This window comes from Collinsella sp. An268, assembly GCF_002159765.1.
In the GTDB taxonomy this organism is placed as follows: Bacteria; Actinomycetota; Coriobacteriia; order Coriobacteriales; family Coriobacteriaceae; genus Coprousia.
Genome location: NZ_NFJH01000005.1, coordinates 87,491 through 113,718, shown reverse-complemented (window position 1 = coordinate 113,718; position 26,228 = coordinate 87,491). Strand labels below are relative to the sequence as shown.

Below are 26,228 nucleotides of genomic sequence, written 5' to 3'. Positions count from 1 at the left end.
CTGATTGTTTGCCCCGGGTTTCCGGGATCTTCCGGGAAGTGGTTTTCTGCCATCCGACACGTCTCAAGGGGCCTCCAACGGGAACAACCACTCGGAGCACGCCCCGTTGCCGCCCCACCTGTCAAGAAATCGCGTTAAGGCCCGTTTTCCGTCTGCTGAGGGGGCCTTAGCGCGATTTCCTGTGCGGGGCGGGGCCACGGCTCCCGCGCGGCAGGCTCCCGCACGCCGGCACCGGGCCGTCATCCTCCGAATGACCGGTGTTTTCTCAGCGTCAAGCGCGTCCGCGAAGGGCCTCGACGACCTCATCGACGCAGGCGAGGGCGTCGGCGATGGCGGAAACGACGAGCGTAGAGCCGTTGCGGGCGTCGCCTGCGACAAACAGGGGAGCCGTCCCGATCCTTTCTGGCTCGCTGTCGTTTGAGAGCGATGCCGCATCGGTGAGGGCGCAGCGATGACTCGTTGGTGCCGTCGTGAGGGGTAGCGGTCGGCCCGTCTCGGCGAAGGCGACGTTGAAGGCGTCGAAGACATCCGGCTCCGCTCCGGTGAAGCCGCAGGCGATGAGCACGAGGTCACAGGGGATGGTGCGCTCGGTGCCGGGAACCGCCTCGGGCGAGCCCGTCGTCCAATCAAGGTCCACGACGCGCAGCGCCTGCACCGACCCGTCGGCGCCGCGCACGACCTCGCGGGTGTCGACCGACCAGGCGCGTATCTCGTCTCCGCTGAGGGCGATGGCCTCCTCTTGACCGTAATCGGTCTTAAGCACCTGGGGCCATTCGGGCCAAGGGTTATTGGGCGCGCGCCGGTCGGCGGGCCGGGGCGTGAGCTCGAGCTGGCGTACGCTGCGCGCGCCCTGCCGCACCGCGGTGGCGATGCAGTCGTTGCCGGTGTCGCCGCCGCCAATGACCACCACATTGCGGTCGCGGGCGGAGAGGGCGGCGGGAGCGGCATCTCCTTCGAGTACCGCCCGGGTGGCGGCGGTGAGGTAGTCCAGTGCGAAGACGACCCCCGGACCGTCGGCGCCGGGCGCGTTGAGGGGGCGTGCACGTCTGGCGCCCACGGTGAGGATGACGGCGTCGTTGTCGGCGAGAAGCTGTTGCGCGACCTCGTGCTCGGCGGCATCGACGCCGAGCACGAAGCGGATGCCGAGCTCCTCCATCAGCGCCGTGCGTCGCGCGACGACGTCCTTCTCGAGCTTCATAGCGGGGATGCCGTACATGAGCAGGCCGCCGGCGCGATCCGCGCGCTCCACCACGGTCACCCTGAATCCCCGCCGCGCGAGCTCCCAGGCGCAGGCGAGGCCCGCCGGGCCCGACCCTACGACGGCGACGCGCGGGGCGTCCTCGGCGGGTGGCGCGAAGCGACGCGGCCCGCCGTGCGCCCACTCCCAGTCGGAGATGGCGCGCTCGTTGTCATGGATCGTGGTGGGCTCGTCGTTAACGCTGCCCAGATTGCAGGCTGCCTCGCAGAGCGCCGGACACACGCGGCTGGTGAACTCGGGCAGGGGGTTGGTGAGCGCCAGACGCTGGGCGGCGTCGCTCCAGCGTCCGCGCCAGATGAGGTCGTTCCACTCGGGGATGAGGTTGTGGAGCGGGCAGCCGCTCGGGCGCGCATGCCCAAAGGGCGCGCCCGTCTGGCAGAAGGCGACGCCGCACATCATGCAGCGGCTCGCCTGGGCGCGGCGCACGGCCTCGTCCGGCTCCACGTAGAGCTCGCGGTAGTCTTGCGTTCGTTCGCTGACGGGGCGCGCGCGGTGCGCGACTCGATCGATGGTGAGGAATGCTCCCGGTTTTCCCATGGTAGGTTCCTTTCGGGGGAGGGCGGCACGAGCCGGTGCGGCCGGGCCTCGCGCTTGCCGGACGGTCTAGGCGGTGACGGCGGCAAAGGCCTCTTCGAGCGCTTGCTCGCGCGTGGCACCGGCGCGCTCGGCGGCAGTGACGATCTTCTGCACGCGCTCGTATTCCACGGGGGCGACCACGCGGAAGCGCTTCGCCTCCGCGGCAAAGCGGTACAGGAGTTTGATGCCGCGAGGGCTCGCCGTTCGCTCGACATGCTCCTCAATGAGGGAGCGGATCTCGTCGAGCTCCGCATCGGTGGGCGGGCGCAGGCGCACGAGCTCGGCGTTCAGGCGCTCGGCCAAGGTCCCGCGCTCGTCGTACACATAGGCGATGCCGCCCGTCATGCCGGCGGCAAAGTTCTGGCCCACCTCGCCGAGCACCAGCACGCGTCCGCCGGTCATGTACTCGCAGCCGTGGGCGCCTGTGCCCTCGACCACCAGCGTCGCGCCGGAGTTGCGCACGGCGAAGCGCTGGCCGGCGAGGCCGTTCACAAATCCCTTGCCGCTCGTGGCGCCAAAGAAGGCGACGTTGCCCACGATGACGTTCTCGTCAAACTTATAGGTGGCCGCCTCGTGCGGGCGCACCGTGACGATGCCGCCGGAAAGACCCTTTCCCACGTAGTCGTTGGCATCCCCCGTGACGTTTAGGGTGATGCCCGCGGGCAGGAAGGCGCCAAAGCTCTGACCGGCCGATCCCGTGGCATCCACGGTCACCGATCCCTCGGGGAGCCCCTCGGGATGCGCCCGTGTCACGGTGCTGCCGAGCATGGTGCCCACGCAGCGGTTGACGTTGTCGATATCGACCGCAAAGCGCACGGGGCGCAGGTGCTCGCGCGCGCTTGCCGTCAGGGGGATGAGAAGCGTGCTGTCGAGTGTGGTGTCAAGCCCGGCGTCGGCGGCCATCTCGGGCAGGTAGTGGGTGCCATCGGCCCCGGGGATGTGCGCCCCGAACGCGCAGCGGGCGGGTGCGAGCACGCAGGACAGGTCCACGAGGTTGGCCTTGCGGTTCTTAGGGACGCTGACCTGGCGCAGGCACTCGGTGTGGCCGACCATGTCCTCGACGGTGCGGAACCCGAGCTGCGCCATGATGCCGCGCAGCTGCTCGGCCACAAAGAGCATGAAGTGCTCCACGTGCTCGGGCTTGCCGGCAAAGCCCCGGCGCAGGCGGCAGTTCTGCGTGGCGATGCCCGCCGGGCAGGTGTCCTGATGGCAGTCGCGCTGCATGAGGCAGCCGAGTGCGATAAGCGGCATGGTGGCGAAGCCGAACTCCTCGGCGCCCAGCAGGCAGGCGACGGCGACGTCGGTGCCGTCCATGAGCTTGCCGTCGGCCTCGAGCACCACGCGCGACCGCAGACCGTTCATGACCAGCGTCTGCTGCGTCTCGGCCAGACCGAGCTCGAGGGGGAGCCCCGCATGCCAGATGGAGTCGCGCGGCGCGGCGCCAGAGCCGCCGTTATGTCCCGAGATGAGGATCTTGTTCGCCCCGCCCTTGGCGACGCCGGTGGCAATCGTGCCCACGCCCGCCTCGGAGACGAGCTTCACACTGACGCGCGCCCGCGGGTTGGCGCACTTGAGGTCGAAGATGAGCTCGGCCAAGTCCTCGATGGAGTAGATATCGTGGTGCGGCGGGGGAGAGATGAGGCCGATGCCCGGTGTCGAGCGGCGCACCTCGGCGACCCAGGGATACACCTTCTTGCCGGGGAGGTGGCCGCCCTCACCCGGTTTGGCGCCCTGAGCCATCTTGATCTGGATCTCGGTTGCGGAGACGAGGTAACGGCTCGTCACGCCAAAGCGCCCCGAGGCGACCTGCTTGATGGCGGAGTTCTTTGAGTCGCCGTTGGCGAGCGGCGTCTCGCGTCGGGGGTCCTCGCCGCCCTCACCCGAGTTGGAGCGGCCGTGCAGGCGGTTCATGGCGATCGCCATGCATTCGTGGGCCTCGGGGCTGATCGAGCCAAACGACATGGCGCCCGTGTTGAAGCGCCTGACGATGCTCCGGGCGCTCTCGACCTCCTCGAGGGGGACGGGCGTCCGGCCGCTCGCATCGAAATCGATGAGGTCACGCAGCCTCACGGCGCGACCGGGACGGTGCACGAGGTCGCTGTAGGTGCAGAAGAGCTCAAAGTTCCCCTCGCGGCAGGCGCGCTGCAGCGTGTAGATGACCGCGGGGTCGATGAGGTGGTCCTCTCCGCCCTGGGGCCGCCACGTGGTTAGTCCGAGGGTGGGGAGCTGCTCGGGCGCCGGGCTCTCGAGCAGGGCCTGCGCCGCATCGAAGCGCTGCTCGAGCTCGCACTGCAGGTCGGCGAGGGTGAGGCCGCCCACACGGCTCACCGTACCGGTGAAGTAGCGCTCCACGAGCTCGTCGGCAAGCCCCACCGCCTCGAATATCTGCGCGGAATGGTAGCTTTGCGCGGTGGAGATGCCCATCTTGGACATGATGGCCACGATGCCCGCGCACGCGGCGCGGTTGTAGTTCTCGATGGCCTCCGCCGCGGTGAGCGCGCGGCCGGCGGCATCGGTCAGGTCCCCCTGCGTGGCGAGCCGCTCGATCTGGGCGTGCGCCCCGTACGGCAAGATGCCGCTCGCCGAGTAGCCGATAAGCGCGGCGAGGTCGTGTGCCGAGAGGGCATCGCCGCTCTCGACGACGATGTCGGCAAAGGTGCGCATGCCGGCCCGCATCAGATGATGGTGCACCGCTCCCACCGCGAGAAGCGAGGGGATGGGGACCTCGTGCGCGGCGGCGCGATCGGAGAGGATGATGATGTTGGCCCCCGCGCGGACCGCCTCCTCTGCCGCGCCGGTCAGGGCGTCCAGCGCCCGCGCGAGTGCGCCCGGGCCTGCTTGGCGCTCAAACACGGCGCGAAGGCGCGCCACGTGGAAGCTCTCGCTGTCGATGGAGGCGATGCGGGAGAGGTCGTCCTCGGTCAGGAGCGGTTGGGGCAGCCGGACGAGACGGCACGCCGCGCGCGCGTCCTCGAGCAGGTTGCCGTGGTTGCCGAGGTAGAGGATGGTGGAGGTGACGAAGCTCTCGCGCAGGGCGTCGATAGGCGGGTTGGTGACCTGGGCGAAGAGCTCGTAGAAGTAATCGAAAAACGAGCGCGTCTTGGTGGAGAGGCAGGCGAGCGGCGCGTCGATGCCCATGGAGGCAAGCGGAGTCTTGCCCGTTGTCGCCATGGGGCGCACGATCTCCTCGACGTCGTCAAAATGGTGGCCGAGTTTCGCTGCGGAGAGCGCGGCGGGCACTTCGGCGTCCTCGTGGGGCAGCGGGCTGCCGTCGGCAAGGTCGGCAAGTTCGAGCGTCTCCTCGGCGATCCAGTCGCGGTAGGGCTTCTCCTTGGCGTAGCGCCGGCGAAGCTCGTCGTTATAGATGATGCGCCCGCGGGCGAAGTCCACCTCGAGCATCTCGCCGGGGCCGAGGCAGCCGGTGGCGAGAATGTCCTCGGGGTCGACGTCGATGGTGCCCACCTCGCTCGAGAGCAGGAAGCGGTCATCGCGCGTCACGTAGTAGCGGGCGGGGCGCAGGCCGTTGCGGTCGAGGGCGGCGCCGAGCGTGCGCCCATCGGTAAAGGCGATGGCGGCGGGCCCGTCCCAGGGCTCCATCAGCATGGACTGGTAGGCGTCGTATGCACGGCGCTCCGGGCTCAGGGCCCCGTTGTTGTCCCACGGCTCGGGCAGAAGCATCGTGACCGCGCGTGAGAGGGGGCGGCCGTTCATGACGAGGAACTCGAGCACGTTGTCGAGGACGGCGGAGTCCGATCCCTCGCGGTTGATGATGGGAAGCACGCGGGAGAGGTCAGGGCCGAGCACCGGCGAGTAGAGGTTCGGTTCGCGGGCGCGAATCCAGTTGACGTTGCCCTTGAGCGTGTTGATCTCGCCGTTATGGATGATGAGGCGGTTGGGGTGGGCGCGCTCCCAGCTGGGGGTCGTGTTGGTGGAGTAGCGCGAGTGCACGAGCGCCACGGCGGTTTTGACGGCGGCGTCGTTGAGGTCGGAGAAGAAGCGCCGCATCTGGGTTGCCACGAGCATGCCCTTGTAGACGATGGTGCGGCTCGACATGCTGCAGATGTAGAAGATCTGCCCCTTGAGCGCGTGCGCGCCCTCGGCCCGCTTCTCTATGATGCGGCGGCACACGTAGAGCTTGCGCTCGAAGGCGTCTCCCCGAGACACCCCCTCGGGCCGCCCCAGAAACGCCTGTAGGATGGTGGGCATGCAGGCGCGCGCCGTCTCGCCGATATCGTGCGGGTCGACGGGGACCTCGCGCCAGAAGAGCACGGGCACGCCTGCCTCGGCACAGCCTTCTTCAAATACGCTGCGGGCGCACGCGACGCCCTGCTCGCTTTGGGGAAAGAACACCATGGCTGTGCCGTAGTCGCCTACCGCGGGAAGGATCTGCCCGCACTTCTGCGCCTCCTTGCGGAAGAAGTGGTGCGGTATCTGAAAGAGCACGCCCGCACCGTCCCCGGTATTCTTCTCGAGGCCCGTTCCGCCGCGATGCTCGAGATTGACGAGGACCGAGAGCGCGTCATCGAGTATCTGATGGGACTTCTCGCCGTTGATGTTGGCGAGCGCGCCGATGCCGCAGGCGTCGTGCTCGAATTCGGGGCGGTAGAGGCTGCGCTTCCCGCGGGAATCGTGCGTGGATTCGCTCGATGCGAGGTAGGGCATGGTGTCCCCTCTCTAGTGGGGTGATCGGATGGGTGCAGCTGCGCGCATCAGACGATCAGACGGCGCGCCGAGATGTGTCTGGCCGGCATGGTAGCGGGGGGCCGAGCGGGGCATGTTACCCGCTGGTTTCGAAACGTGGGGGAAACGACGCGGAAACGTGTTTTGAACACGTCGGAAACACGGTGCCAACAAAGGGGCGCGCCATGGGTTAAGATGGGCGGAAGATCGACGGCGACAAGGAGTTGCGATGCATTCGCCATTCGAGGGTATGACCGCAGAGGAAACGTTCAACAGCCATAAGGCGACCCTGCGCCGCCTCAGGATACGGGGCATCCTCATAACGGTTGTGCTCGGTGCGGCGGGGATCTGGGGTATCGAGCGCGGATGGATGTGGCTGTACGTCGCCGGACTCGCGGGCATCCTCGTGACGGTTTTTCTCTTCCTGCGCCGCGTGGCGCGAGAGATGGAGCAGCTGCAGGGCATCCTCTGGCAGGATGCGGACGTCGCCAAATACCGTGCGGTGCTTGAGATGGGTCTTGCGCGCACGCGCCGTCGCCAGACGCGCGCCGCGCTCGAGCTCGAGCTCGCCTTCTGCGATTACTTCGATGGGCTCGACGGCGCGGCGCTCGAGCGCATCCAGGGCCTGACGTTTCGGGGACGCAAAAACACCCAGCGCCTGCGGTGCTTCGACCTCGAGGCGCTCCTCTTCGACGCATGCGGAGACGTTGCGCGGCGCGATGAGGCGCTCGGCCGCATCCGCGAGATGGCGGCGCAGTATCGGCCTGGCACCAAGGTCGCCACGGCGGCGCGCGATATCGTGCGCAGCCTCGAGCTCGGCTTCACGCCTCCTGCGCAGTGGACTGAAGGAGATGCACGGTTCTTTCGCGAACAGATGGTCCTTGCGGACAAGCGGGTGAATCGCGCCGGCGCGCGCCTGCGCTTGGATGCCTATGAGGCGGCGCACGGCCGCGTCGAGGAGGCGCTGCGCGATCTGCGTGCGCTCGGCGAGGAGCGACTGGTCCCCCGCTATGAGACGATGCGCGTCCAGCTCCTGCACCGCATCGAGCGGCAGGCGAGCGCGGCGTAGGCATCTTTCCATCAAAGAGCCCTGCTAAACGCACTGAAGAAATCTAAGTGCCGATTCATAAGATTTTTTGCTTCTCAGTTGTATAAGTCTTGAAACGTGGGTACTATTCACTGCGTACGTAAAAGCATGGATGCGCGGCGCACTGCCGCAGCACCAGCGAAGGAGGAATCTCACATGAGTCTCAAGCCGCTTGGAGATCGCGTTCTCGTCAAGCCCGATGCCGCCGAGCAGAAGACCGCTTCGGGTCTCTACATCGCCAGCAACGCCCAGGAGAAGCCGCAGCGCGGCACCATCGTCGCCGTGGGCGCCGGCAAGCTGAACGACAAGGGCGAGCGCATGCCCATGGACGTCCATGAGGGCGACGTCGTCATCTACGGCAAGTACGGTGGCAACGAGGTCAAGGTCGACGGTGAGGATTACCTCCTCATGCGCGTCGACGACATCTACGCGATCGTCGAGTAGACCGCGCTCTGCACATTAGGTACTAATACTCTAGTTGGAGGACAGATACGATGGCTAAGAACATCACGTTTGACACCGCGGCGCGCACCAAGCTCGCCCAGGGCGTGAACAAGCTCGCCGACGCGGTTACCGTCACCATGGGCCCCAAGGGCCGTTACGTTGCGCTGCAGCGCTCCTACGGCGCCCCGACCATCACCAACGACGGCGTCTCCGTCGCCAAGGAGATCGAGCTCGAGGACAACATCGAGAACATGGGCGCCCAGCTGGTGAAGGAGGTCGCCACCAAGACCAACGACACCGTGGGTGACGGCACCACCACCGCGACCCTGCTCGCCCAGGTCATCGTCAACGACGGCCTGCGCAACGTGGCCGCCGGCGCCAACCCGCTCGCCATCCGCCGTGGTATCGACAAGGCCGTCCGCGCCGCCGTCGAGGCCATGAAGGAGCAGGCGCAGCCGGTCGAGACCAAGGAGCAGATCGCTTCGGTCGGCACCATCTCTGCTGGCGACCCCGAGGTCGGCGCCAAGATCTCCGACGCCATGGACGTCGTGGGCAAGGACGGCGTCATCACCGTCGAGGACGGCCAGACCTTCGACATCACCATCGACACCGTCGAGGGCATGCAGTTCGACAAGGGCTACGTCTCCGCGTACTTCGTGACGGATAACGACCGCATGGAGGCCGTGCTGAAGGATCCCTACATCCTCATCACCGACCAGAAGATCTCCAACGTCCAGGACATCATGCCCGTGCTCGAGGCTGTTTCGCGCGCCGGCAAGTCCCTGCTCATCATCGCCGAGGACATCGACGGTGAGGCGCTGCCCACGCTCGTCCTGAACAAGATCCGCGGCGCTCTCAACGTCTGCGCCGTCAAGGCCCCGGGCTACGGCGACCGCCGCAAGCGCATGCTCGAGGACATCGCCGCCCTTACCGGCGGCCAGGCCGCGCTCGACGAGCTCGGCATCAAGATCGCCGACATCACCGCTGATATGCTCGGCACCGCCAAGACCGTCACCGTGACGAAGGACAACACCACCATCGTCGACGGCGCCGGCTCCAAGGAGGCCATCGAGGCCCGCGTTGCTCAGATCCACGCTGAGCTCGAGCACACCGACTCCGAGTTCGACCGCGAGAAGCTCCAGGAGCGCCTCGCCAAGCTCTCCGGTGGCGTCGCCGTCATCAAGGTCGGTGCCGCGACCGAGACCGAGCTCAAGGAGATCAAGCACCGCGTCGAGGACGCCCTGCAGGCGACCCGCGCCGCGGTCGAGGAGGGCATCGTCGCCGGCGGCGGCGTGGCCTTCATGGACGCGCTGCCCGCGCTCGACAACATCGAGATTTCCGACGCCGAGGAGCAGATCGGTATCGACATCGTCAAGAAGGCGCTGACCGCCCCGGTCGCCACCATCGCCAAGAACGCCGGCTATGAGGGCGCTGTCGTGGTCGACAAGGTCGCCAGCCTGCCGGCGGGCCAGGGTCTCAACTCCGCCAACGGCGAGTGGGGCGACATGATCGAGATGGGCGTGCTCGACCCGGTCAAGGTCACCCGCACCACGCTCCAGAACGCCGCCTCCGTGGCGTCGCTCATCCTCATCACCGAGGCCACCGTCACCGATGTGCCGAAGAACACCCAGCTTGAGGATGCCATCGCTGCCGCTACCGCCAACGCGCAGCAGGGTGGTATGTACTAAGGGCTGCGCGAAAGCGTAACCGTTACGGGAGGCCCCGGACGAGGTTTTCGTCCGGGGCCTCCCTGTGTTAGGGGCTAGAGGCCGGGCGGCCGGCATGAGGTCGTCTGGCCGTCGTGGTCGTTGCGCGCAGGGTACCTCCGGCGCGGGTGCGCGCACACACTTGCGGTACCATATCGAAGTTACCGCTTATGAGACGCTAGGGAGGACGGTTTCATGGCGCAGCAGCATGACCTCTTCGATGACATCATCGATATCAGCAAGGGCATTGACGTGCTCAGGGACCCGCTCGGCGGCGTGACCGACGCGCTTCTGGGTACGGCGGGCGTCGGTGAGCCGCAGCAGGAGTGGAACCCGGCCGACTACAAGGAGCGCCCGCGCTTCAACGCCATCCCGTGCCTCGCATGCAAGTCCGAGAAGAGCACGTGCCGCAAGTGCGCCGAGGTCTGCCCCGTCAACGCCATCGATATCGATGACGGTGAGGTCGATATCTCCGATGCGTGCCGTAAGTGCGGTCTCTGCGTGCCCGTGTGCCCCACCGAAGCGATGCTCTCGCCCAAAGTGCAGCCCAAAAAGCTGTACGACGCGGTTGCGGCCGCTGCGGCGGCGCATACCACAGCGTATGTGACCTGCACGCGCGCGCTCCGTCGCGTCCCGCGCGAGAACGAGGTCGTCATCGCCTGCGTGGGCGACATCACGCCCGAGACCTGGTTCGCCATCATGACGGATTTTCCGCAGATGAGCGTGTACCTGCCCCTCGGCATCTGCGACAAGTGCAAGAACGCGCGCGGCGAGGAGCTGCTGGGCGACGCCATCGCCACAGCGGAGGAGTGGGCCGGCGCCGGCATGGGGCTCGAGGTGGAGAGCCGCGCGCTTGTGTGCGAGAAGCGCCGCGAGTACGAGCGCAAGGAGTTCATGGACAACATCATGCGCACGACCGGCCTCACCGTGTCGAAGCTCAACCCCGCAGCCGCGGCCGTCGCGAGCGTCACGCAGCGGCTCAGGGAGCACAACAAGAAGATTACGGCGCTCGAGCGCACGCTCTCGCAGGCGACGGGTACCACCACGCAGAAACGCCGGCGCATCCTCACCCAGTCTCGCCAGCTCATGCTCTCGACCCTGCAGGCGCATCCTAATCTTGCGGACAACATCCAGGTCCACGTCCCCGAATGCGACTTTTCTGCCTGCACGATGTGCGGCGAGTGCGTGCGCGTGTGCCCTCTGCACGCGTGCGATCTGGTGGGCGCGGGGCGCTTTGCCGTCGAGACGGCGTACTGCGTGGGCTGCGGCCTCTGCACCGAGGTCTGTCCCGAGCACGCCCTCACGCTGACGGTGCACGATGGCGCCGAGCTCGTGGTGCCCGATCCCGAGGCTGAGAAGAAGGCCCTTGAGGCAGCGCAGGCAAAGAAGGACGCCGAGAAGCTCAAGGCCGAGGCCAAGCAGAAGCTCACGCGCATGCTCGACCAGGTGGAGAAGCTCGACCGCTAACTCGTCGCGCGACTATCGTGTACCATAGCTAGGAATGGAGGGGGCGCTGCACCGCCGCCCCGCTGTCAGAGAGGATCTGAGACCGTGTCGCTTTCCATCGGTATCGTGGGCCTGCCCAATGTGGGCAAGTCGACGCTCTTTACCGCGCTCACCAAGAAGGGCGGGCTTGCCGCCAACTACCCCTTTGCGACGATCGACCCTAACGTCGGCATCGTCAACGTGCCGGATGATCGCCTGCAAAAGCTCGCCGACATCGTGCACCCGGGGCGCATCGTGCCCGCCACCGTCGAGTTCGTCGACATCGCGGGCCTTGTCAAGGGCGCTAACGAGGGTGAGGGGCTCGGCAACCAGTTTCTCGCCAACATCCGCGAGACGGATGCCATCTGCGAGGTCGTGCGCTACTTCAACGACCCCAACGTGATGCGCGAGGTGGGGCGCACGGGCGCGTTTGTCGACCCGGCGGCAGATGCCGACACCATCATGACCGAGCTCATCTTGGCGGATTTGCAGACGCTCGAGAAGCAGCTCCCCAAGCTCGAGAAGGAGGCCAAGCGCGACCGCGAGCTCGCCCCCAAGCTGGAGATCGCCCGTCGCCTGACGGAGTGGCTGAATGAAGGCAACCGCGCCGCCACGCTCGAGATGACGCCCGAGGAGCGCGCCGCCGCCAAGGGGCTCTTCCTCCTCACGATGAAGCCGATCCTCTATGTCGCCAACGTTGACGAGGACATGCTCGGTCGCGAACTCGAGCCCATCGACGGCGTGGCGCCCATTCCCATTTGCGCCAAGGTCGAGGCGGAGCTCTCTGAGCTCGAGCCCGAGGAGGCGGCGGAGTACCTGGAGAGCCTGGGTCTCGAGCGCCCCGGCCTGGAGGTGCTCGCTCAGGCGGCCTACAGGCTGCTCGGCCTGCAGTCGTTCTTCACGGCGGGCGAAATGGAGGTCAAGGCATGGACGGTGCGCCAGGGCGCTACGGCGCCGCAGGCGGCGGGTGTCATCCACTCCGACTTCGAGCGCGGGTTCATCAAGGCCGAAGTCATCAGCTACGATGATTACATCGAACTGGGCGGCGAGGCCGGCGCCCGTGCAGCGGGCAAGCTCCGTATGGAGGGCAAGGACTACGTGATGGCCGACGGCGACGTGGTGCATTTCCGCTTCAACGTGTAACGCGGCACCGAAGGTGGAAGGCGACGCCGGTGGAATGCGGACGCCGCCTGCGAAAGGGATGCAGATGTTCAAGTACGGACGAACCAACGGGATTATGGCGATCGCGCTCACGGTGCTCTCGTTCATCCCCCTTATCGAGCTGGTGGTGCTGTTGCCCCAGATACCCGAGACAGTCGTGATCGGCTTCAATGCGGCCGCCGATACGGCGCGCACGGGCACGCGGTGGCATTTGGTGCTGCTTCCCCTTATCTGCCTCGCGCTCGGCGCGGCGTCGCTTCTGAGCGCCTACCGCCGCTCGGGGGCTGACGGCGCATCGCCCGCCATCGCGCAGCTCACCTTTAGGCGCTACGTGCGGAGCGGGTTGGTTGCCGCAGTCATCTTCAACGTGGCAAATATCTACCTTATGGCCATGGCGCTCACCGGTCAGAGCGCGCCCTGGCTGGGCTGAGACCGCCCTCATCTCCAACCTCAAAGCTTGCGAGCCCCCGGCGCTGTGCCGGGGGCTTTTGCCGTATGAGCATATGCTCTCGGCATGCTGACACGACCGTCCGCGATGCCGGCGCCGCTGCGCGCGGCTTCCGTGCTCTTTGGCCAAAAGGGAAACTATAGTTTACGTTTGGGCACGCTCGGTTCTGCACACTCATGGCATGAGTGAATCGACGTTACAGAAAATCGGCGTGCGCGTGCAGGAGCTGCGTAAGCGGCAAGGTCTGAGCAAGACCGACTTTGCCCTGATGGTCGGTATCAGCCGCCCCTATCTCTCACAAATCGAGAACGGAAGCGCCAATGTGACGATCAAGATGCTGGAGCGGGTGGCGAGAGGCCTCGACGTTCCGATGGTCGAGTTGCTCAAGTAGGCTCATAGGACGCCTGGTACCCGGTGCCCGGTGCGGAGAAAACCGACCGGGGGATGCCCCAGGCGGGCGCGGCTACCGCGCCGCCGTGCGATCGTGGTTTACGACCTGATAGAACAGGCGGGCGACCTCGCGGGGGTCGTGCGTCTGCCCCAGCGCCCACATCGTCTTGGCGACGAGCGCCTCGGTGGTCATGTCGTCGCCGTGCAGGATACCCGGATGATCGGCGTAGGCGCGCCCGACTTCATACACGCCGAGGTCGAGCCCCTCTTCGGGCACCTGCGTCGTCATGACGACGATGCGCCCCGAATCAACCCAGTCAAAAATGGCCTGCCTGAACGAGGGCTCGACGCAGGTATGGTCGCACGCGGTGTCGCCCGTCGCGGACGTATCGGGGCCGTACTCGGGAATGCCGCCCAGCCCGAACGTCTCCAAAATCAGGGCGTCATAAGCGGGTCGCATTACCTCAAAGACGCGCGGGCTCATGCCGGGGGTGAGCTTGAGCACGCCGACGCGCTCATCGAGCGTCGCAAACGTGGTGGGGGCGCTGTCGCGCGCATCGCGGGCGGTGCGGAAGGCATGGGCGAGCGCCGCCATGCCGGCGTCGGTCTCGGTGGCACTTACCATGGCCTCGAGGGCGCGGTCGTCGATGGTCCAACCCGGGAGGGCCGCCCCGCCCCGCACGATGCGGTCGTGGCGGATGTAGGCGAGCGGCGGAAAGTTGACGCTCGAGAACGCATTGGCGCTCAGGGTGCGCTGCTTGCGGGCGCGCGTGCCGGCGATCACCAGGCCGCCAAAGACGATGGCGACGTCGCGGGCGGCATCGTCCACCGCCCAGAGCAGGCTCTGGTAGAGGTTGAGCTTGGCATCGGTAAACGGGCTCATCATGGGGCGTTGCGAGCCGGTGAGCACGATGGGCTTGGGGCTCGCCTGAATCAGATAGGAGAGCGCCGCGGCGGTGTATGCCATGGTGTCGGTGCCGTGGAGGATAAGGAATCCGTCGTAGGCATCGTAGCCGTCCATCACCACGTCGCGGATGCGCAGCCAGTCGGCGGGGCGCATGTTTGTGCTGTCGATGTTCATCGGCTGGACGACGTCGAGCTCGCAAAGACCCTCGATCTCGGGCACGCAGGCGGCAAGCTCGGCGCCGGAGAGGGCGGGTGAGAGCCCGTTGCCGTCTTCGGTTGAGGCGATGGTGCCGCCGGTTGCGATGAGGAGGATCTTCTTCATGCGTGTCGCTTTCTGCCGATGGTCGAGATGGGACCGACGCGGATGTGTTCGATGTACCGTATTGTAGGCGATGCATCCGTCTGGCGCGCACCGCGGAGTCCTCCCCGGCGCGCAGCCGTCGGCGATCCTCTGACGGATGTCGAGCAGACATCCGAGCTCGAGAGGTGCGCCGAGTTGGCGAAGACGTGCAGATAGGGTGCCCGTGGCTGTGTAAAAAAGGCGAGCGTGTATGATAGGTAAGTTCGAAATACGCGCTGGTACACCCGGCGCGAGGGAGAGGAGATCCATGCCCCAGAACGCATCTGCCACGAACCAGAAGGTGCTCGTATTCGACTTTGGCGCACAGTACGGCCAGCTCATCGCCCGCCGTGTGCGCGATCTTCATGTGTACTCAGAGATCGTACCGTGCGATATCACCGCCGACGAGGTGCGCGCCCTGAACCCCTCGGCGCTCATCCTTTCGGGCGGTCCCGCAAGCGTGTACGCCGAGGATGCTCCCTCCATCGACCCCGCCATCTTCGACCTGGGGCTACCGGTTCTCGGCTTCTGCTACGGGCACCAGATCATGGCCGTCACGCTCGGTGGCGAGGTGGGTCACTCCGAGGTGGGCGAGTACGGCCCGGCGACCATCACGCGCGAGGCGGACTCCGCGCTCTTCAACGCCACGCCGCTCGAGCAGACGGTGTGGATGAGCCATCGCGACGCCGTGAGCCGCGTGCCCGAGGGCTTTGTGGTGACGAGCGAGACGAGCGTGTGCCCGGTGGCCTCCATGGAGTGCCCGGAGCGGAAGCTCTACAGCACCCAGTTCCATCCCGAGGTGCGTCACACCGAGTACGGTCAGCAGCTCCTCTCGAACTTCCTGTTTGACATCTGCGGGCTCGAGCCCACGTGGACGATGGACAACCTCGTCGAGAGCATGACCGAGACCATTCGCGCCCAGGTGGGTGACGACCGCGTTATCCTCGCGCTCTCCGGCGGCGTGGACTCGAGCGTGGTCGCAGCGCTGGGTGCGCGCGCTATCGGCCGTCAGATGACCTGCGTGTTCATCAACCACGGCCTCTTGCGTAAGGGCGAGCCCGAGCAGGTGGAGGAGATCTTCACCAAGCAGTTCGACGTCGATTTCATCCACGTGCACGCCGAGGACCGTTATGCTGCTCTGCTCGACGGCGTGACGGAGCCTGAGGAGAAGCGCCGCATTATCGGCACGCAGTTCTGGAACGAGTTCTTCGCGGTCGCGCAGCAGCTCGAGCAGGATGGTCGCCCGGTAACGTACCTCGCACAGGGCACCATCTACCCCGATATCATCGAGAGCGGCGCGCGCAAGACGGGCGGCAAGACGGCTACGATCAAGAGCCATCACAACCTGATCCCGTTCCCCGAGGGCGTGCATTTCGACCTTATCGAGCCGCTCGACCATTTCTTTAAGGATGAGGTGCGCGAGCTCGGTCTGGCGCTGGGGCTGCCCGAGCACATCGTGTACCGCCAGCCCTTCCCGGGTCCGGGCCTCGCCATTCGCATCATCGGCGCGGTGAGCCCCGAGAAGCTTGAGATTCTGAAGAACGCCGACGCCATCGTGCGCGAGGAGCTCGATGCGTACAACCAGCGCCTGTTCGAGGCGACGGGGGAGCGCAACTCCGAGCACAGCTGCTGGCAATACTTCGCGGTGCTGCCCGACATCAAGAGCGTGGGCGTGATGGGCGACGAGCGCACCTATGCGCGCCCCGTGATCCTGCGCGCGGTGGAGTCGAGCGACGCCATGACCGCCGACTGGGCGAAGCTGCCCTACGAGGTGCTCGCGCGTATCAGCGGACGCATCGTGGCCGAGGTGCCGGGCGTGAACCGCGTGGCGTACGACATCACGTCGAAGCCTCCCGCGACAATCGAGTGGGAGTAAATCATCGTACATACGTTCGTATTTTTGGACTGTACGTATGATTAAAACTCGTACCATTCTGTACCATCCCGTCCACCGGTAACGAGCAAGCCGCCGGCACATCGGAACTCAACTGGATGACAGAAAAGACCTCCCATCGCATTCGATGGGAGGTCTTTTGCTGTGAATAAGTGCCGGAAAATAGCTAAATCATGAAGAGGCTTCGCGATACATGACGGCATTCGGCGTAACTCGCCGGCACTGTGTGGACGTCCCTGAGGGAGCTGATGACGGAAGGGCTAACGTGCATAATCGCGAGCGTGGCGCCCGGTTGGAACGCAATTTGAACTCAATGCACGGAGCCATGAAGTGTCATCGTTTTTTGTCCGCACGTGACGATATGCTCTCGAAGTCGAGGATCCTCGGAGCTATTGTTCGGTTATCTGAAGGGAAAAAGCGATGGAGACGAGTGTGGACAAGGATAAGTTGGAAATCGTTAACAAATACGATTCGTGCATGAGACGTGTTGAAATTGTTCGAGAGCTATTATCGGAGGGGCTTTGCATCGGAAGCTATTTTCCTGAGGATGAGTACAAGCGAAAAGAGGCAGAGCGCTCATTTGGTTATTTTGAGGCGGCAATAGACGTTCTTGATGTCGCACTCATGGAGTATAAGAAGCACCAAGGTTTTGTGGTGTAGCTGCTTAATTGCGGTACGGATTCCAAGGCTGTGGGGCCGTTCTCTTCAATCGTGTTGTCTTGTATGAGGAAAGAGCGCGCATGTTCCGGTACTCCCGCCGCCCGGGGGAGATTGCGCTCTACTGCCCGGGGTGCGACTGGAACGCTTCGGTCAACCGACGTGGACGAGGCGAGGGGCGTTCCCTCCGGCGGGCCCCTGCGGTACCTCGACGGGGACGCGCTCGTGACGCTCGGCGGGCGCTTCGGCCTCGTGGAGAACACGGCCGACCTCTAGGCTCTCCCTCACCGTCCTCACGCTCCTTCCGTAACCGGCTATGCCTCGTTAGCTGCCGACCGCCCGGAGCGGGAGCGGAGGGCGCGCGGGATCCCGCGCGCCGCAAGGGGGGAAACGAAGGCGGAGCCGCTGGTTTTCCGGCAGGGAGGCGCCGCCGACCGGTTGTTTCGGGCGAGCTTCGCCGGCACCGCTCTGAGCGGGGGCGGCCGGGCCCGAAAGAAGCCGGGGAAGCATCGCGGCCCTTGCGGGGAAAGCGGGGCCCGCGACAGGCTGCGCGCACGAGGAATAACCGGCATCCGCCGGCTTCGGCTCGTCGCCATCGGGTTGTCGCCTTGGTTTTGTCCGATGGGCTCAGCACTCGGCTGAGCAAGGGGGGAGTCGGGCCCTGCTCTGACCACTCGGACTTACTCTTACCCGAGTTAGCCGCTTCATGTGGCGGCATGTCATGCGTCTGAGCTGCTGTTTTCATGCAGCGGGTAGCCGGGTTGCTGCTGGGCTACTCGGAACTACTCGGACTTACTCGGAACTACTCGGACTTACTCGGAACTACTCGGACTTACTCGAACCCAGTAAAACGGCTTGTCGAAATGACTGTCGAGGTGTTTATCTGCGCTTTTATCAGATTACGGCGCAAGATGGGCCAATCGTCGCCCTTACCTACTCGGAACTACTCGGACTTACTCTTACCCGCTCGGCCCCGCAGGCCCGGGAATCTCACCGGGCCTGCGGGGCCATCTTATCAGTCTTAACGGGGGCGGGGGAAGGAGTAGTACTGGGACGGGTCCTTGGGGCCGGAGCCGTGCCATGAGAGGATGCCTTTGCCGACGAGGCCCCTCAGGGTCGACCTGGCGAACTTGGCGCTCCTTCCGAGGTGCTCGGACAGCTGCTTGACGGTGACCTTGCTCCTTGCATACACGATCTGGACCGCTGACAGCTCGGGCTCGGTGAGGGTCCTGTACGCGTCCTCGCCGACGATGCCGGAGACGGTGTCGCTCTGCCTGAGGACGCGCGACGTTATGCTGTTCTCGAGCGTGAGCAGCACCGAGGAGTCGTTCGGCTCCGAGAAGACGGGGTCGTTGAGGAAGAAGCTGGCCATCTCGTCGTAGATTCTCTGCACCCCCTCGTTGAGCTCCCTCACCCAGCCGAACTCGACGAGGGTGCGGGCGATGATGGGGTTGCGCGACCAGCGGGTGTGGCGCATGTTCTCGAGGGTGACGATGTTGGGGAGCTTTCCGGGGCTGAGGATCTCAAGGCGGTCGTCGTACATCATGACGCGGATGTAGTCGCCAGAGTAGGCGTAGTTCCTGTGCGTGACCGCGTTGACGAGGCCCTCGAACCACGCGAACTCCGGGTACTCGGGGATGATCTTGAACTTCCCGTCGTCCCCCAGGAACTGGAACTCCCGGAGCTGGCTGGAGATCATCTGCTTGGCACCCTCGATCACCTTGGGGAGGGGCCCGTCGAAGGTCCTGTCCTTCACGATGTTCAGGCGCCGCCCGGTCTCCATCCTGCTGCCGTCGAAGCGCATGACCCTCACGCGGGCGCACGGGATGAACTGCGCGGGGTTCCTTGCAAACAGGAGAACCCCCGCGTTGGTGAGGTGCCCGTCGACGAGCATCCCCCTGCTCCTGAGTATCTGCTCGTAGGGGGCGTCGGTCCCGAGCTCCTCCCGGTAGCGGTCCATCACCTCGCGGTCGATGTCGTCGATGCCGGACCTGTCTGCCAGCTCGTCCTCGAAGCGCCTCTGGTTCTTGTCGTACTCGAGCGCGCGGACCTGTTCGCGGTCCAGCCGGACGCTCTCGTCCTTCTGCCTGAGGAAGACCTCGCCGTCGCGCTTTCTCGCGATAACCCGGTCTGTTGAGGCCTGGACGTCGAGGACGAGGATGCGATCGCTCTCCCCGCTCGAGTTGGTGACGTTGACCTCCTTGGCCCTGACGGCGGGGACGGGGTCGCAGCACGTGATGGGGGCCTGGAGGAAGTCCTCGATGTCGTGGGCGCCCCTGCGCCTGAAGCCGGTGATCTCGCCGTCGTCCTCGATGCCGATGACGAGCTTGCCGCCGGATGCGTTCGCAAAGGCGCTGATGTGCCTGGAGATGTCGTTAGCGTCCTTCCGGGCGCTCTTGCGGTCGAAGTACTGGTTCTCCTTCTCCGAGGAGAACCGTTTCGGATCGTTTTGTTCGATGGGGTGCTGCATCGGGCCCTCCTGTCCTTGGGCGATATTTTATCGTACGGTTGCGGCAGGCTGACCGATGAGGTTCGTCTCTCACCTCCGCGACATGCCGAAGATGAGGGCGTTCTCCCGCTCGACGCCCGAGGGCTCCGCCTCACCGCGCATGGCGGAAAACTCCCGTGCCAGGAAGTCGACCGTCCAAGCGAGCCCCTCGCCGACCTCGCCGGCGGAAAGGATGCGCCTGAGCTCGCGGTAGATTGCTAGCAAGAACACTTATGGATTCCGCATGGCCCCAAGTCAGAACAAATTCGTTGTTGAGCCCCATGATTCCAGCAGCGAAGAACCGGCTTGCGATACAAGGGACCCTAACAGCCTCGCCTTCATAACTCTAGATGCAAATTGGGCATTTTGCGCACGGTCGAGATCAACCCCTCGCTCATCATAAGCTCCTTCTCAAATCCTGTTTCGAAAAGAGGGCGTTGACTGAGTGGTGCCCACGGTCTTGATGGGGACTGCAGGTTCATCGCAGTAAGGTTCCCACGATGGAGCAGCGTTATCGAAACCTGTCATTCTCCTTGTTTCTCTGGCTCGATGCCGTGAGTCTCCGTTCAAACATGGAATGCTAGACAAAGACTATTCCAAGGAAAGAGGATCGGTACGCGCTTTCTACTCATCTACCAGCGGAATCAATTCATGCTCTCTGCAAAATGATACACTCGGGGCACGGTGAATCTCGCGACTCAATTTACCTTTCAGCTTATTCCTTTGCGTCACCCATAAAAGCAATTTTCCAGTGTGGAAGCTTTTCCGAAAGCTCTTTGATTCTCGCTTCATCCACAAGGGCGGTAATAACACAGCGCGCGATGCTATGCGGGTTACTTACTGATATGACAAGTCCGTAGTTTTCAATAACTGTTAAGCAGCTCTTAATTGTTTCCAGAGAGACATTCTCACGAGCGCTCACAATCGCTTTAGTTTCCGACGTGGGAACAGCCTCAGGCACAATGGACAAGGAATCGGCCTGAAAGCATAACTCGCGTCCGGGCATTACGCTTGCGAAAGACGAGAAAAGCGTTGACCTCACTACTACGTATTCTGGAGAGAAGAATCGCTCGGCGCAATCGAAAAAGCGAAGCACCTCGTCGAAAATCTCCCGTATATCAATTAAAACAGTTCCGCAGTACCTTCCATACAGCAATCCGCCTTTTTGAATCGCCATCTCCTGCAGTTCTTTATATCGATAGCGATACCAGTTAGAAGAGAAAGAGATGGTCGGGGATACATCGTAATGTTGGCGAGCGGCGTCGACCAAAAAATCATTCCAAATTCTCTCAATAATGGGAAGGGAAGCGGCAACACTTTCCTTATCCGTGAGGGCCTTCTGAGACTTAACCTGCATGATGCCCGTGGTCTTTATAATGCCAAAGCGAAATCCGGCCCGTTCAACCATTCGAAACCAATTTGGTCGATTTGAATCCTCAATGAGCATAACCGTAAAGAAAAAGGCTCGGAGTAGCAGGTCTGAAGAAAGCCTCTCTGGAAGCATGTCTCCGTACTCTCGAATATAATTATAAAGCTTTCGCTCTGTTTGCTGGTCAATAGAATCCCCAGCAAGTTTATTTGAATAGACTCGCTGAAAATATTTGCGCTGCAGACGATTGTTATAACGACCAACCCCTCGTACGATTCCGAGAAGTATGAATTGACTTGCCGTCAAAAAGACTCCAGTAAGTACCTGCCAGCCAATATTTGACTGATCGAAAGCAGTTATTCCGGAAACGGGAAGTTTGCATATGACGGCCCAGTCAAAATATATTGCAGTCATAAGCGATACGAGTGCTTGAATGAGCACCGTCCAGATAGGATAAATCTCACCAACACGGATACTAACTATGAGGATTTGTGCAATCCAATATACAAAGACTGGCATCCATCGAACTGCCAGCGACCAGTGTCGACCGAGAACGAGGCTGCACGAGGACAGCGCAATTACCATGATGTACGAGACGACGACGGGCGATATGATCCTATAAATGATGTTGGTTGTTCCCGTGTCATCAGGTTTATACTGGACAATACGCGTGTGGTAATCCAGTCCAAGCACGCGAGGGCCTGAGAAGCGAATTAAAGGCACACACATAAATCCAATGGCTGCGCAGATGACAACGTCTAATGGCTGGAGAGAAAAGAAGTCAAACTCGTTTAGAAGGAATGTTTCCCAGGTTTCGCTCACGTTTGCTCCTTACGTATAAATCGAACGGCTTTGTGTTGCAAAATGCCAAATTGCATAGTTGGGATTATGAGTTCTTTTTCTATCTGTTTAGCGGACTTTTCCTAAACAGATTATTGTTGCGCCCGCTTATGATGAACGTGATTTCACCGTGTGTTGACATGCTCTTCAAGGGCGTATCTACAGTCGCGACCGACCGTCGTGCCATATCCGACAGTTCTGGCGCTTCTTGGTACGGTGTGCTCGATAGTGAGGGCGCCATTTGAGAAGTTCAACTGATTCTTCGCGTGGCAGTCGTTTCAAGCTTGGTGGGCAGGTGGAATTCTCGCTTGGCCGTGTGGCAGTCAAGCGTATTGAGGACTTGCTCAAATCTGGCTCTGTTCGGTGTCTACCGGGCACTCCCCTCCCACCAAGGGGCATTGCCTCGAAAACCGCGCGGATGTTTCTACAACTTCTTCGTGCCGCTCTAGGCTGTGTGGCTGCGGTTGAGGGAAACTTGTCCAAGTTGTTCGTGGCGACATTGCGCACCGTCCAACAGAAGGGGTAATTGTCGGTAGTCCGCAGAATGGATACAGAATAACGTACGAGATTGCGCTGCTGTGATAGCCCCTCGAAGAGGGACAAGGGCGGCGGGTTCATAACGTCCATACCGAACAATCTGATGTGGACGGGAAGAGCGTGGGGTTCCCTGCTCTTGCAGGCGCCGACTTCGTCCAGATGCGCTGCATCATAAGTTTTTTCTAGCCGCCCGCGATTTCGGACGCATACCCGTTTCGCTCTCGCTTGAAATCACCTCGCACCGGTCGGAACCACTCGCTCCGTTCAGGGCTTTTTCTGTGCACACGCTCAACGCCGCAACAAGTCTTTGCGCGTCGGGAGGACCCTGCCGGACATCCAGAGCATGCTGCTCCTCGCGAATCTCTTCGGTACCATGATCGACGAGCTGGTGAGAGGGGGCGTGGACGAGATGCGCGAGATGGTCGAGAAGAACGAGCGAAGGACGAAAACGATTGCGGTGGCGTTGGCCGCGGTCGAGGTGGTCGTGGACACGGCGCTCGCCGTGACGGCGGTCGCGGGCGCGATCACCTGGAGCCGGTGCTGCGTCTCCTGCTCTCGGTGCTGGCGCTGGCCTTTTCGGTCGCGATGCTCGCGGCGCGCTGCCCCGAGGGCTCTGACGAGGCGAGGAGCGCAGCCGAGCTCCTCGGAGCCTCCACGGGCGAGCCCGTGGAGGCGACGCGAGCGAGCGGCGCCGCTCTGGGGGGCGCAGATCGTTCTGCAGGCTTTTGCTGGTCTTACGGTCGGTATTGGCGTGCTCGTGGCTGGTGACATTCTTCTCGACCCCACGTCGTTCCAAAAACTGGCGATAGTGCTCGTCGTTGCCGCCGTGCTCGTCGGCTCCTTCGCCCTGGGGCTCCTCGCGCGCCCGGCGTGGACGGCTGCCACCCTGTCTTCGCTCTGGGCTGTGGGCGCCCTTGCCGTCGGTGCGGCGACGGGTGGCGTCGGCTCTCCCCGGGACTGGTTCGCCGTTGCGAGCGGCGCGGTGATTCTCCTCGCGTTTTGGGCGATCGGGCGAAGGCGCTGGGGCTGGGTGAGACGTTTGGCCCTGAGGATGTATCGGCATCAGCTAAAGCGTGCCCCGCAGAATCCCTGCGGGGCACTGTACTTTCTGATGGGTCGGCTCGCTGGGGCCGCCCGCTGGGTTCCGGATCGCATGCTGGGCGTCAGAGCACGCTCGAGGAATCGTTTCGCGAGCTCAAAGCCCCTTCCATATTTTGGTCAACGGGGTAGCCTTGTTCTCGAAAGACGAGGGAAAGCGAGGCCCCATGTCAGACAGGTTCGAGCGCTTCGAGAACCTCCCCGAGGACCGCAGGCGAGCCGTTGTGGACGCAGCCGCCGAAGTGTTCGGTGACGAGGATTACGCCCGCGCGTCCACGGCGGACATAGCCAGGCGCGCCGGTGTGTCGAAGAGCCAGCTCTTCTTCTACTTCAGGAACAAAAGAGAGCTCTACCTATACGTCCTCACGGCCCTCACACGCCGCGTCGCAGACGCGGTGGTCGACGAGCGCTGGTATAAGATCGACGACTTCTTCGAGATCATGCGTTACGCCGCGACGCAGAAGGCCGGACTCGTGGGGTCGAGCCCGCGCATCATGGATTTTTTCGTCCGGGCGTTCTACCTCGGCCATCGGGACGTCTCGGGGGTGCTCGACGCATTCATGACGGATGCCGTGCCCGCGATGGTGCAGACGTATTTGGGACACGTGCGTTGGGAGCGATTCCGGGAGGACGTCGATCCCATGCGCGTGGTGCGCATGCTCGTGTGGTGCGGGGACGGCTACCTGCACGAGCAGTTGCGCGGCGGAGGGGAGCTCGACATGGAGACAATGCTCTCAGAGTTTCTCGTCTGGCTCGACTGGCTCAAACGGGCCACGTACAAGGAGGAATACCTATGACGGCAAACGGAGCGGGCCCTGCGATTTGTGTGCGCGGGCTCACGAAGGATTACGGGCGCGGTCGCGGCATCTTCGACGTTAGCCTCAAGGTCGGTGCTGGCGAGGTGCTCGGTTTTCTGGGTCCCAACGGGGCGGGAAAGACGGTCACGATGCGCCACCTCATGGGGTTTGTCAGGTCGCAGAGGGGGACGGCCGAGATCCTCGGGCACGACTGTTTCCGGGAGCGGCCGCGTGTCCAGGCGCGTCTGGGTTACCTGCCCGGCGAGAACGCCTGCATGCAGGAGATGACCGCGCGGGCCTTCCTCGACCTCATGGCGGGGATGCGGGGCCTGCACGACCGCTCCCGGATGCGGGAGCTTGCCGACGCCTTCGAACTGGACCTCGGCGCACGTATCGGCGGGATGTCCAAAGGCAACCGGCAGAAGGTTGCGATCGTCGCGGCTTTCATGGCCCGCCCGGACGTGCTTCTCCTCGATGAGCCAACGAGCGGTCTCGACCCGCTCATGCAGGAGCGCTTTCTCGATGTGGTTGCCGAGGAGCGGGCGCGCGGCGCTGCCATCCTGCTCTCCTCGCACATCTTCGAAGAGGTCGGGCGGGCGTGCGACCGCGTGGCGTTCATCCGCGCGGGGCGCGTCGTCATGGCCTGCAGCATGGACGAGGTGCGCTCGATGCGCGGCCGCGGCTACTCGGTCGAGTTCTCGAGCGCGCGGGAACGCTCGCGCTGGGAGCTCGCCCACGGGGTCGATCCCGCTGAGGGGGATGCCCGTGGTGTGGAGCTCCGCGACGTGCGAGATGTGAACGCCCTCATCCGCGAGCTCTCCTCCTACGACGTTGCCGCGGTCACGTCTCGCGAGCAGACGATCGAGGAGCTGTTCCTCCATCTGTACGAGGGCTTCGAGTCCTCGCGGCAAAGCTAGGAGATTCCCATGACCCTTCCCCTCTTCAAGCGCGAGCTGCGCTCCTGCCTGTTCCCGACCGCCATCATCGCAGCGGTGGTCGCTCTTTATGCTGGTGTGATCATCGGTATGTACGATCCGGCGCTCGGCGAGTCGCTCGCCCTCATGCGCGACGCTATGCCCGAGCTCTTCGCCGCCTTCGGTATGGCGGACCAGGGGACGACGCTTCTTGAGTTTATGGTCAACTACCTGTACGGCTTTTTGCTCGTGGCGCTTCCCCTCGTTCTCGTGGCGGTGCTCACCAGTCGGCTTGTGGTGCGTCATATCGAGCGCGGCAGCATCTCCTATCTGCTCGCGCAGCCTGTGAGCCGTACGAGACTCATGCTCTCGCAGACGGGCGTTCTCGTCTTCTGCCTCGTTCTCCTTGCGGCGGTGCTCACTGTGTTCGAGCTGGCTTGCGCCCATGCCATGTTTCCTGGCGAGCTCGATGCCTCCGACCTTATTGTCGCCAACGCGGCGACCTTCTGTCTCTGGCTATTTCTCTCCGGTGTGTGCTGGGCAGGCGCCTGTGCGCTGTCGAACGTCTCGGCGGCGCGGTGGGCGGGTGTCGCCCTGTGTGCCCTCTTCGTGCTGGTGCAGATGCTTTCGGGGGTTGGGGACGAGCTCTCTTGGCTTGCCGACGCCACGCCGCTTGCTCTATTCGATCCGCTCGGGGTTGCGTCTGGGGGAATGGGCGCCTTGGCGGGCGCGACTGTGCTTGGCGTTTCAGGCGCGGTGCTCTTTGCGCTCGGAACCATCGCTTTTGCGCGGCGCGACTTGAGCGTATGAGCGTCGATTGAGGGGACGTCCTGCACGGTACCTTTATCTTTCTTTCGTACTTGGATTCGAAGAAGGAAGCCATATAAGAAAAATGCGGCTGAAGGTACAGGTACCCGCAGCCGCTAAAAGCCCTAGGGCTTTTCACAATGACTGAAGTATACCCGATTGAGGCGGGCGGGGGAGCGCTTGGGAGGTGTGGGCCATCCAGCAGAGGAGTTCCACACCCTCGACGCAGAGGGGCCAGCGCGCATGATGATCGCGCTGGCGCCGTCGGGGCGGGGGTAGGCTCGCCCCTCGCCTCCGCGACATGTCGAAGGTGAGGGCGTCCTCGCGCTCGACGTCCGAGGGCTCC

General features: G+C 63.7%; 18 protein-coding genes. 12 read left to right on the top strand and 6 right to left on the bottom strand.

Annotated features, from left to right (window positions below):
- Positions 1 to 271: 271 nt before the first annotated feature.
- Positions 272 to 1,795, bottom strand: coding sequence for a glutamate synthase subunit beta (locus B5F70_RS05665; RefSeq protein ID WP_087204593.1), 1,524 nt, complete (start codon positions 1,793 to 1,795; stop codon positions 272 to 274).
- A 66-nt stretch (positions 1,796 to 1,861) separates the two neighbouring features.
- Positions 1,862 to 6,496: a glutamate synthase large subunit gene (gltB, locus tag B5F70_RS05660; protein WP_087204592.1), complete on the bottom strand. Its 4,635-nt coding sequence runs from the start codon at positions 6,494 to 6,496 to the stop codon at positions 1,862 to 1,864.
- A gap of 247 nt (positions 6,497 to 6,743) precedes the next feature.
- On the opposite strand from gltB, the gene B5F70_RS05655 reads away from it, so the two are divergent.
- The 7 genes from B5F70_RS05655 to B5F70_RS05625 all read left to right on the top strand — a co-directional run bounded on the left by B5F70_RS05655 (position 6,744) and on the right by B5F70_RS05625 (position 13,236).
- Positions 6,744 to 7,583, top strand: a complete 840-nt coding sequence (locus tag B5F70_RS05655; RefSeq protein ID WP_087204591.1) for a hypothetical protein — start codon at positions 6,744 to 6,746, stop codon at positions 7,581 to 7,583.
- A gap of 174 nt (positions 7,584 to 7,757) precedes the next feature.
- Positions 7,758 to 8,045 carry a co-chaperone GroES gene (groES, locus tag B5F70_RS05650; RefSeq protein WP_087204590.1) on the top strand — a complete coding sequence of 96 codons (288 nt, stop codon included), beginning with the start codon at positions 7,758 to 7,760 and terminating at the stop codon, positions 8,043 to 8,045.
- Between the two features lie 50 nt (positions 8,046 to 8,095).
- Positions 8,096 to 9,733 carry a chaperonin GroEL gene (gene groL / locus B5F70_RS05645; protein WP_087204589.1) on the top strand — a complete coding sequence of 546 codons (1,638 nt, stop codon included), beginning with the start codon at positions 8,096 to 8,098 and terminating at the stop codon, positions 9,731 to 9,733.
- 213 nt (positions 9,734 to 9,946) lie between these two features.
- A complete protein-coding gene (locus tag B5F70_RS05640; RefSeq protein WP_087204588.1) occupies positions 9,947 to 11,218 on the top strand; it encodes a 4Fe-4S binding protein in 1,272 nt (423 codons plus the stop codon).
- Between the two features lie 84 nt (positions 11,219 to 11,302).
- Entirely contained in the window at positions 11,303 to 12,379 is a 1,077-nt protein-coding gene (gene ychF / locus B5F70_RS05635; protein ID WP_087204587.1) for a redox-regulated ATPase YchF, read from the top strand.
- 64 nt (positions 12,380 to 12,443) lie between these two features.
- On the top strand, positions 12,444 to 12,827 hold the full coding sequence (locus tag B5F70_RS05630; protein ID WP_087204586.1) for a DUF1648 domain-containing protein: 384 nt from the start codon (positions 12,444 to 12,446) through the stop codon (positions 12,825 to 12,827).
- 199 nt (positions 12,828 to 13,026) lie between these two features.
- A complete protein-coding gene (locus B5F70_RS05625) occupies positions 13,027 to 13,236 on the top strand; it encodes a helix-turn-helix transcriptional regulator (protein WP_087204585.1) in 210 nt (69 codons plus the stop codon).
- Between the two features lie 72 nt (positions 13,237 to 13,308).
- Here the strand turns inward: B5F70_RS05625 and B5F70_RS05620 are convergent, their stop codons facing one another.
- The gene (locus B5F70_RS05620) at positions 13,309 to 14,463 is read right to left on the bottom strand and encodes an asparaginase (RefSeq protein WP_087204584.1); all 1,155 of its coding nucleotides are present in this window, start codon (positions 14,461 to 14,463) and stop codon (positions 13,309 to 13,311) included.
- A gap of 286 nt (positions 14,464 to 14,749) precedes the next feature.
- On the opposite strand from B5F70_RS05620, the gene guaA reads away from it, so the two are divergent.
- Positions 14,750 to 16,357: a glutamine-hydrolyzing GMP synthase gene (gene guaA / locus B5F70_RS05615; protein ID WP_087204583.1), complete on the top strand. Its 1,608-nt coding sequence runs from the start codon at positions 14,750 to 14,752 to the stop codon at positions 16,355 to 16,357.
- A 450-nt stretch (positions 16,358 to 16,807) separates the two neighbouring features.
- On the top strand, positions 16,808 to 17,035 hold the full coding sequence (locus B5F70_RS05610; protein ID WP_143753928.1) for a hypothetical protein: 228 nt from the start codon (positions 16,808 to 16,810) through the stop codon (positions 17,033 to 17,035).
- Positions 17,036 to 18,053: 1,018 nt separating this feature from the next.
- On the opposite strand, the gene B5F70_RS05605 is transcribed toward B5F70_RS05610, so the two are convergent.
- The 3 genes from B5F70_RS05605 to B5F70_RS10510 all read right to left on the bottom strand — a co-directional run bounded on the left by B5F70_RS05605 (position 18,054) and on the right by B5F70_RS10510 (position 21,711).
- On the bottom strand, positions 18,054 to 19,502 hold the full coding sequence (locus tag B5F70_RS05605) for an ATP-binding protein (RefSeq protein WP_087204581.1): 1,449 nt from the start codon (positions 19,500 to 19,502) through the stop codon (positions 18,054 to 18,056).
- Between the two features lie 69 nt (positions 19,503 to 19,571).
- Positions 19,572 to 19,751 carry a hypothetical protein gene (locus tag B5F70_RS05600; protein ID WP_087204580.1) on the bottom strand — a complete coding sequence of 60 codons (180 nt, stop codon included), beginning with the start codon at positions 19,749 to 19,751 and terminating at the stop codon, positions 19,572 to 19,574.
- Positions 19,752 to 20,235: 484 nt separating this feature from the next.
- Positions 20,236 to 21,711, bottom strand: a complete 1,476-nt coding sequence (locus tag B5F70_RS10510) for a hypothetical protein (RefSeq protein ID WP_143753927.1) — start codon at positions 21,709 to 21,711, stop codon at positions 20,236 to 20,238.
- A 1,820-nt stretch (positions 21,712 to 23,531) separates the two neighbouring features.
- Here B5F70_RS10510 and B5F70_RS05585 point away from each other — a divergent pair.
- The 3 genes from B5F70_RS05585 to B5F70_RS05575 are packed head-to-tail and all read left to right on the top strand — an operon-like array spanning position 23,532 to position 25,885.
- Positions 23,532 to 24,161 carry a TetR/AcrR family transcriptional regulator gene (locus B5F70_RS05585; RefSeq protein WP_206383509.1) on the top strand — a complete coding sequence of 210 codons (630 nt, stop codon included), beginning with the start codon at positions 23,532 to 23,534 and terminating at the stop codon, positions 24,159 to 24,161.
- Complete coding sequence (locus B5F70_RS05580) at positions 24,158 to 25,078, top strand: ABC transporter ATP-binding protein (RefSeq protein WP_087204577.1); 921 nt, start codon at positions 24,158 to 24,160, stop codon at positions 25,076 to 25,078. The genes B5F70_RS05585 and B5F70_RS05580 overlap by 4 nt, the downstream gene beginning before the upstream one ends.
- Before the next feature lie 9 nt (positions 25,079 to 25,087).
- Positions 25,088 to 25,885: an ABC transporter permease subunit gene (locus tag B5F70_RS05575; RefSeq protein ID WP_087204576.1), complete on the top strand. Its 798-nt coding sequence runs from the start codon at positions 25,088 to 25,090 to the stop codon at positions 25,883 to 25,885.
- The last annotated feature ends 343 nt before the right edge of the window (positions 25,886 to 26,228 follow it).

Coding starts and splice junctions, on each gene's coding strand:
- B5F70_RS05665 (WP_087204593.1), bottom strand. CDS start 1,795: ATGGGAAAACCGGGAGCATTCCTCACCATCGATCGAGTCGCGCACCGC.
- gltB (WP_087204592.1), bottom strand. CDS start 6,496: ATGCCCTACCTCGCATCGAGCGAATCCACGCACGATTCCCGCGGGAAG.
- B5F70_RS05655 (WP_087204591.1), top strand. CDS start 6,744: ATGCATTCGCCATTCGAGGGTATGACCGCAGAGGAAACGTTCAACAGC.
- groES (WP_087204590.1), top strand. CDS start 7,758: ATGAGTCTCAAGCCGCTTGGAGATCGCGTTCTCGTCAAGCCCGATGCC.
- groL (WP_087204589.1), top strand. CDS start 8,096: ATGGCTAAGAACATCACGTTTGACACCGCGGCGCGCACCAAGCTCGCC.
- B5F70_RS05640 (WP_087204588.1), top strand. CDS start 9,947: ATGGCGCAGCAGCATGACCTCTTCGATGACATCATCGATATCAGCAAG.
- B5F70_RS05630 (WP_087204586.1), top strand. CDS start 12,444: ATGTTCAAGTACGGACGAACCAACGGGATTATGGCGATCGCGCTCACG.
- B5F70_RS05625 (WP_087204585.1), top strand. CDS start 13,027: ATGAGTGAATCGACGTTACAGAAAATCGGCGTGCGCGTGCAGGAGCTG.
- B5F70_RS05620 (WP_087204584.1), bottom strand. CDS start 14,463: ATGAAGAAGATCCTCCTCATCGCAACCGGCGGCACCATCGCCTCAACC.
- guaA (WP_087204583.1), top strand. CDS start 14,750: ATGCCCCAGAACGCATCTGCCACGAACCAGAAGGTGCTCGTATTCGAC.
- B5F70_RS05605 (WP_087204581.1), bottom strand. CDS start 19,502: ATGCAGCACCCCATCGAACAAAACGATCCGAAACGGTTCTCCTCGGAG.
- B5F70_RS05585 (WP_206383509.1), top strand. CDS start 23,532: ATGTCAGACAGGTTCGAGCGCTTCGAGAACCTCCCCGAGGACCGCAGG.
- B5F70_RS05580 (WP_087204577.1), top strand. CDS start 24,158: ATGACGGCAAACGGAGCGGGCCCTGCGATTTGTGTGCGCGGGCTCACG.
- B5F70_RS05575 (WP_087204576.1), top strand. CDS start 25,088: ATGACCCTTCCCCTCTTCAAGCGCGAGCTGCGCTCCTGCCTGTTCCCG.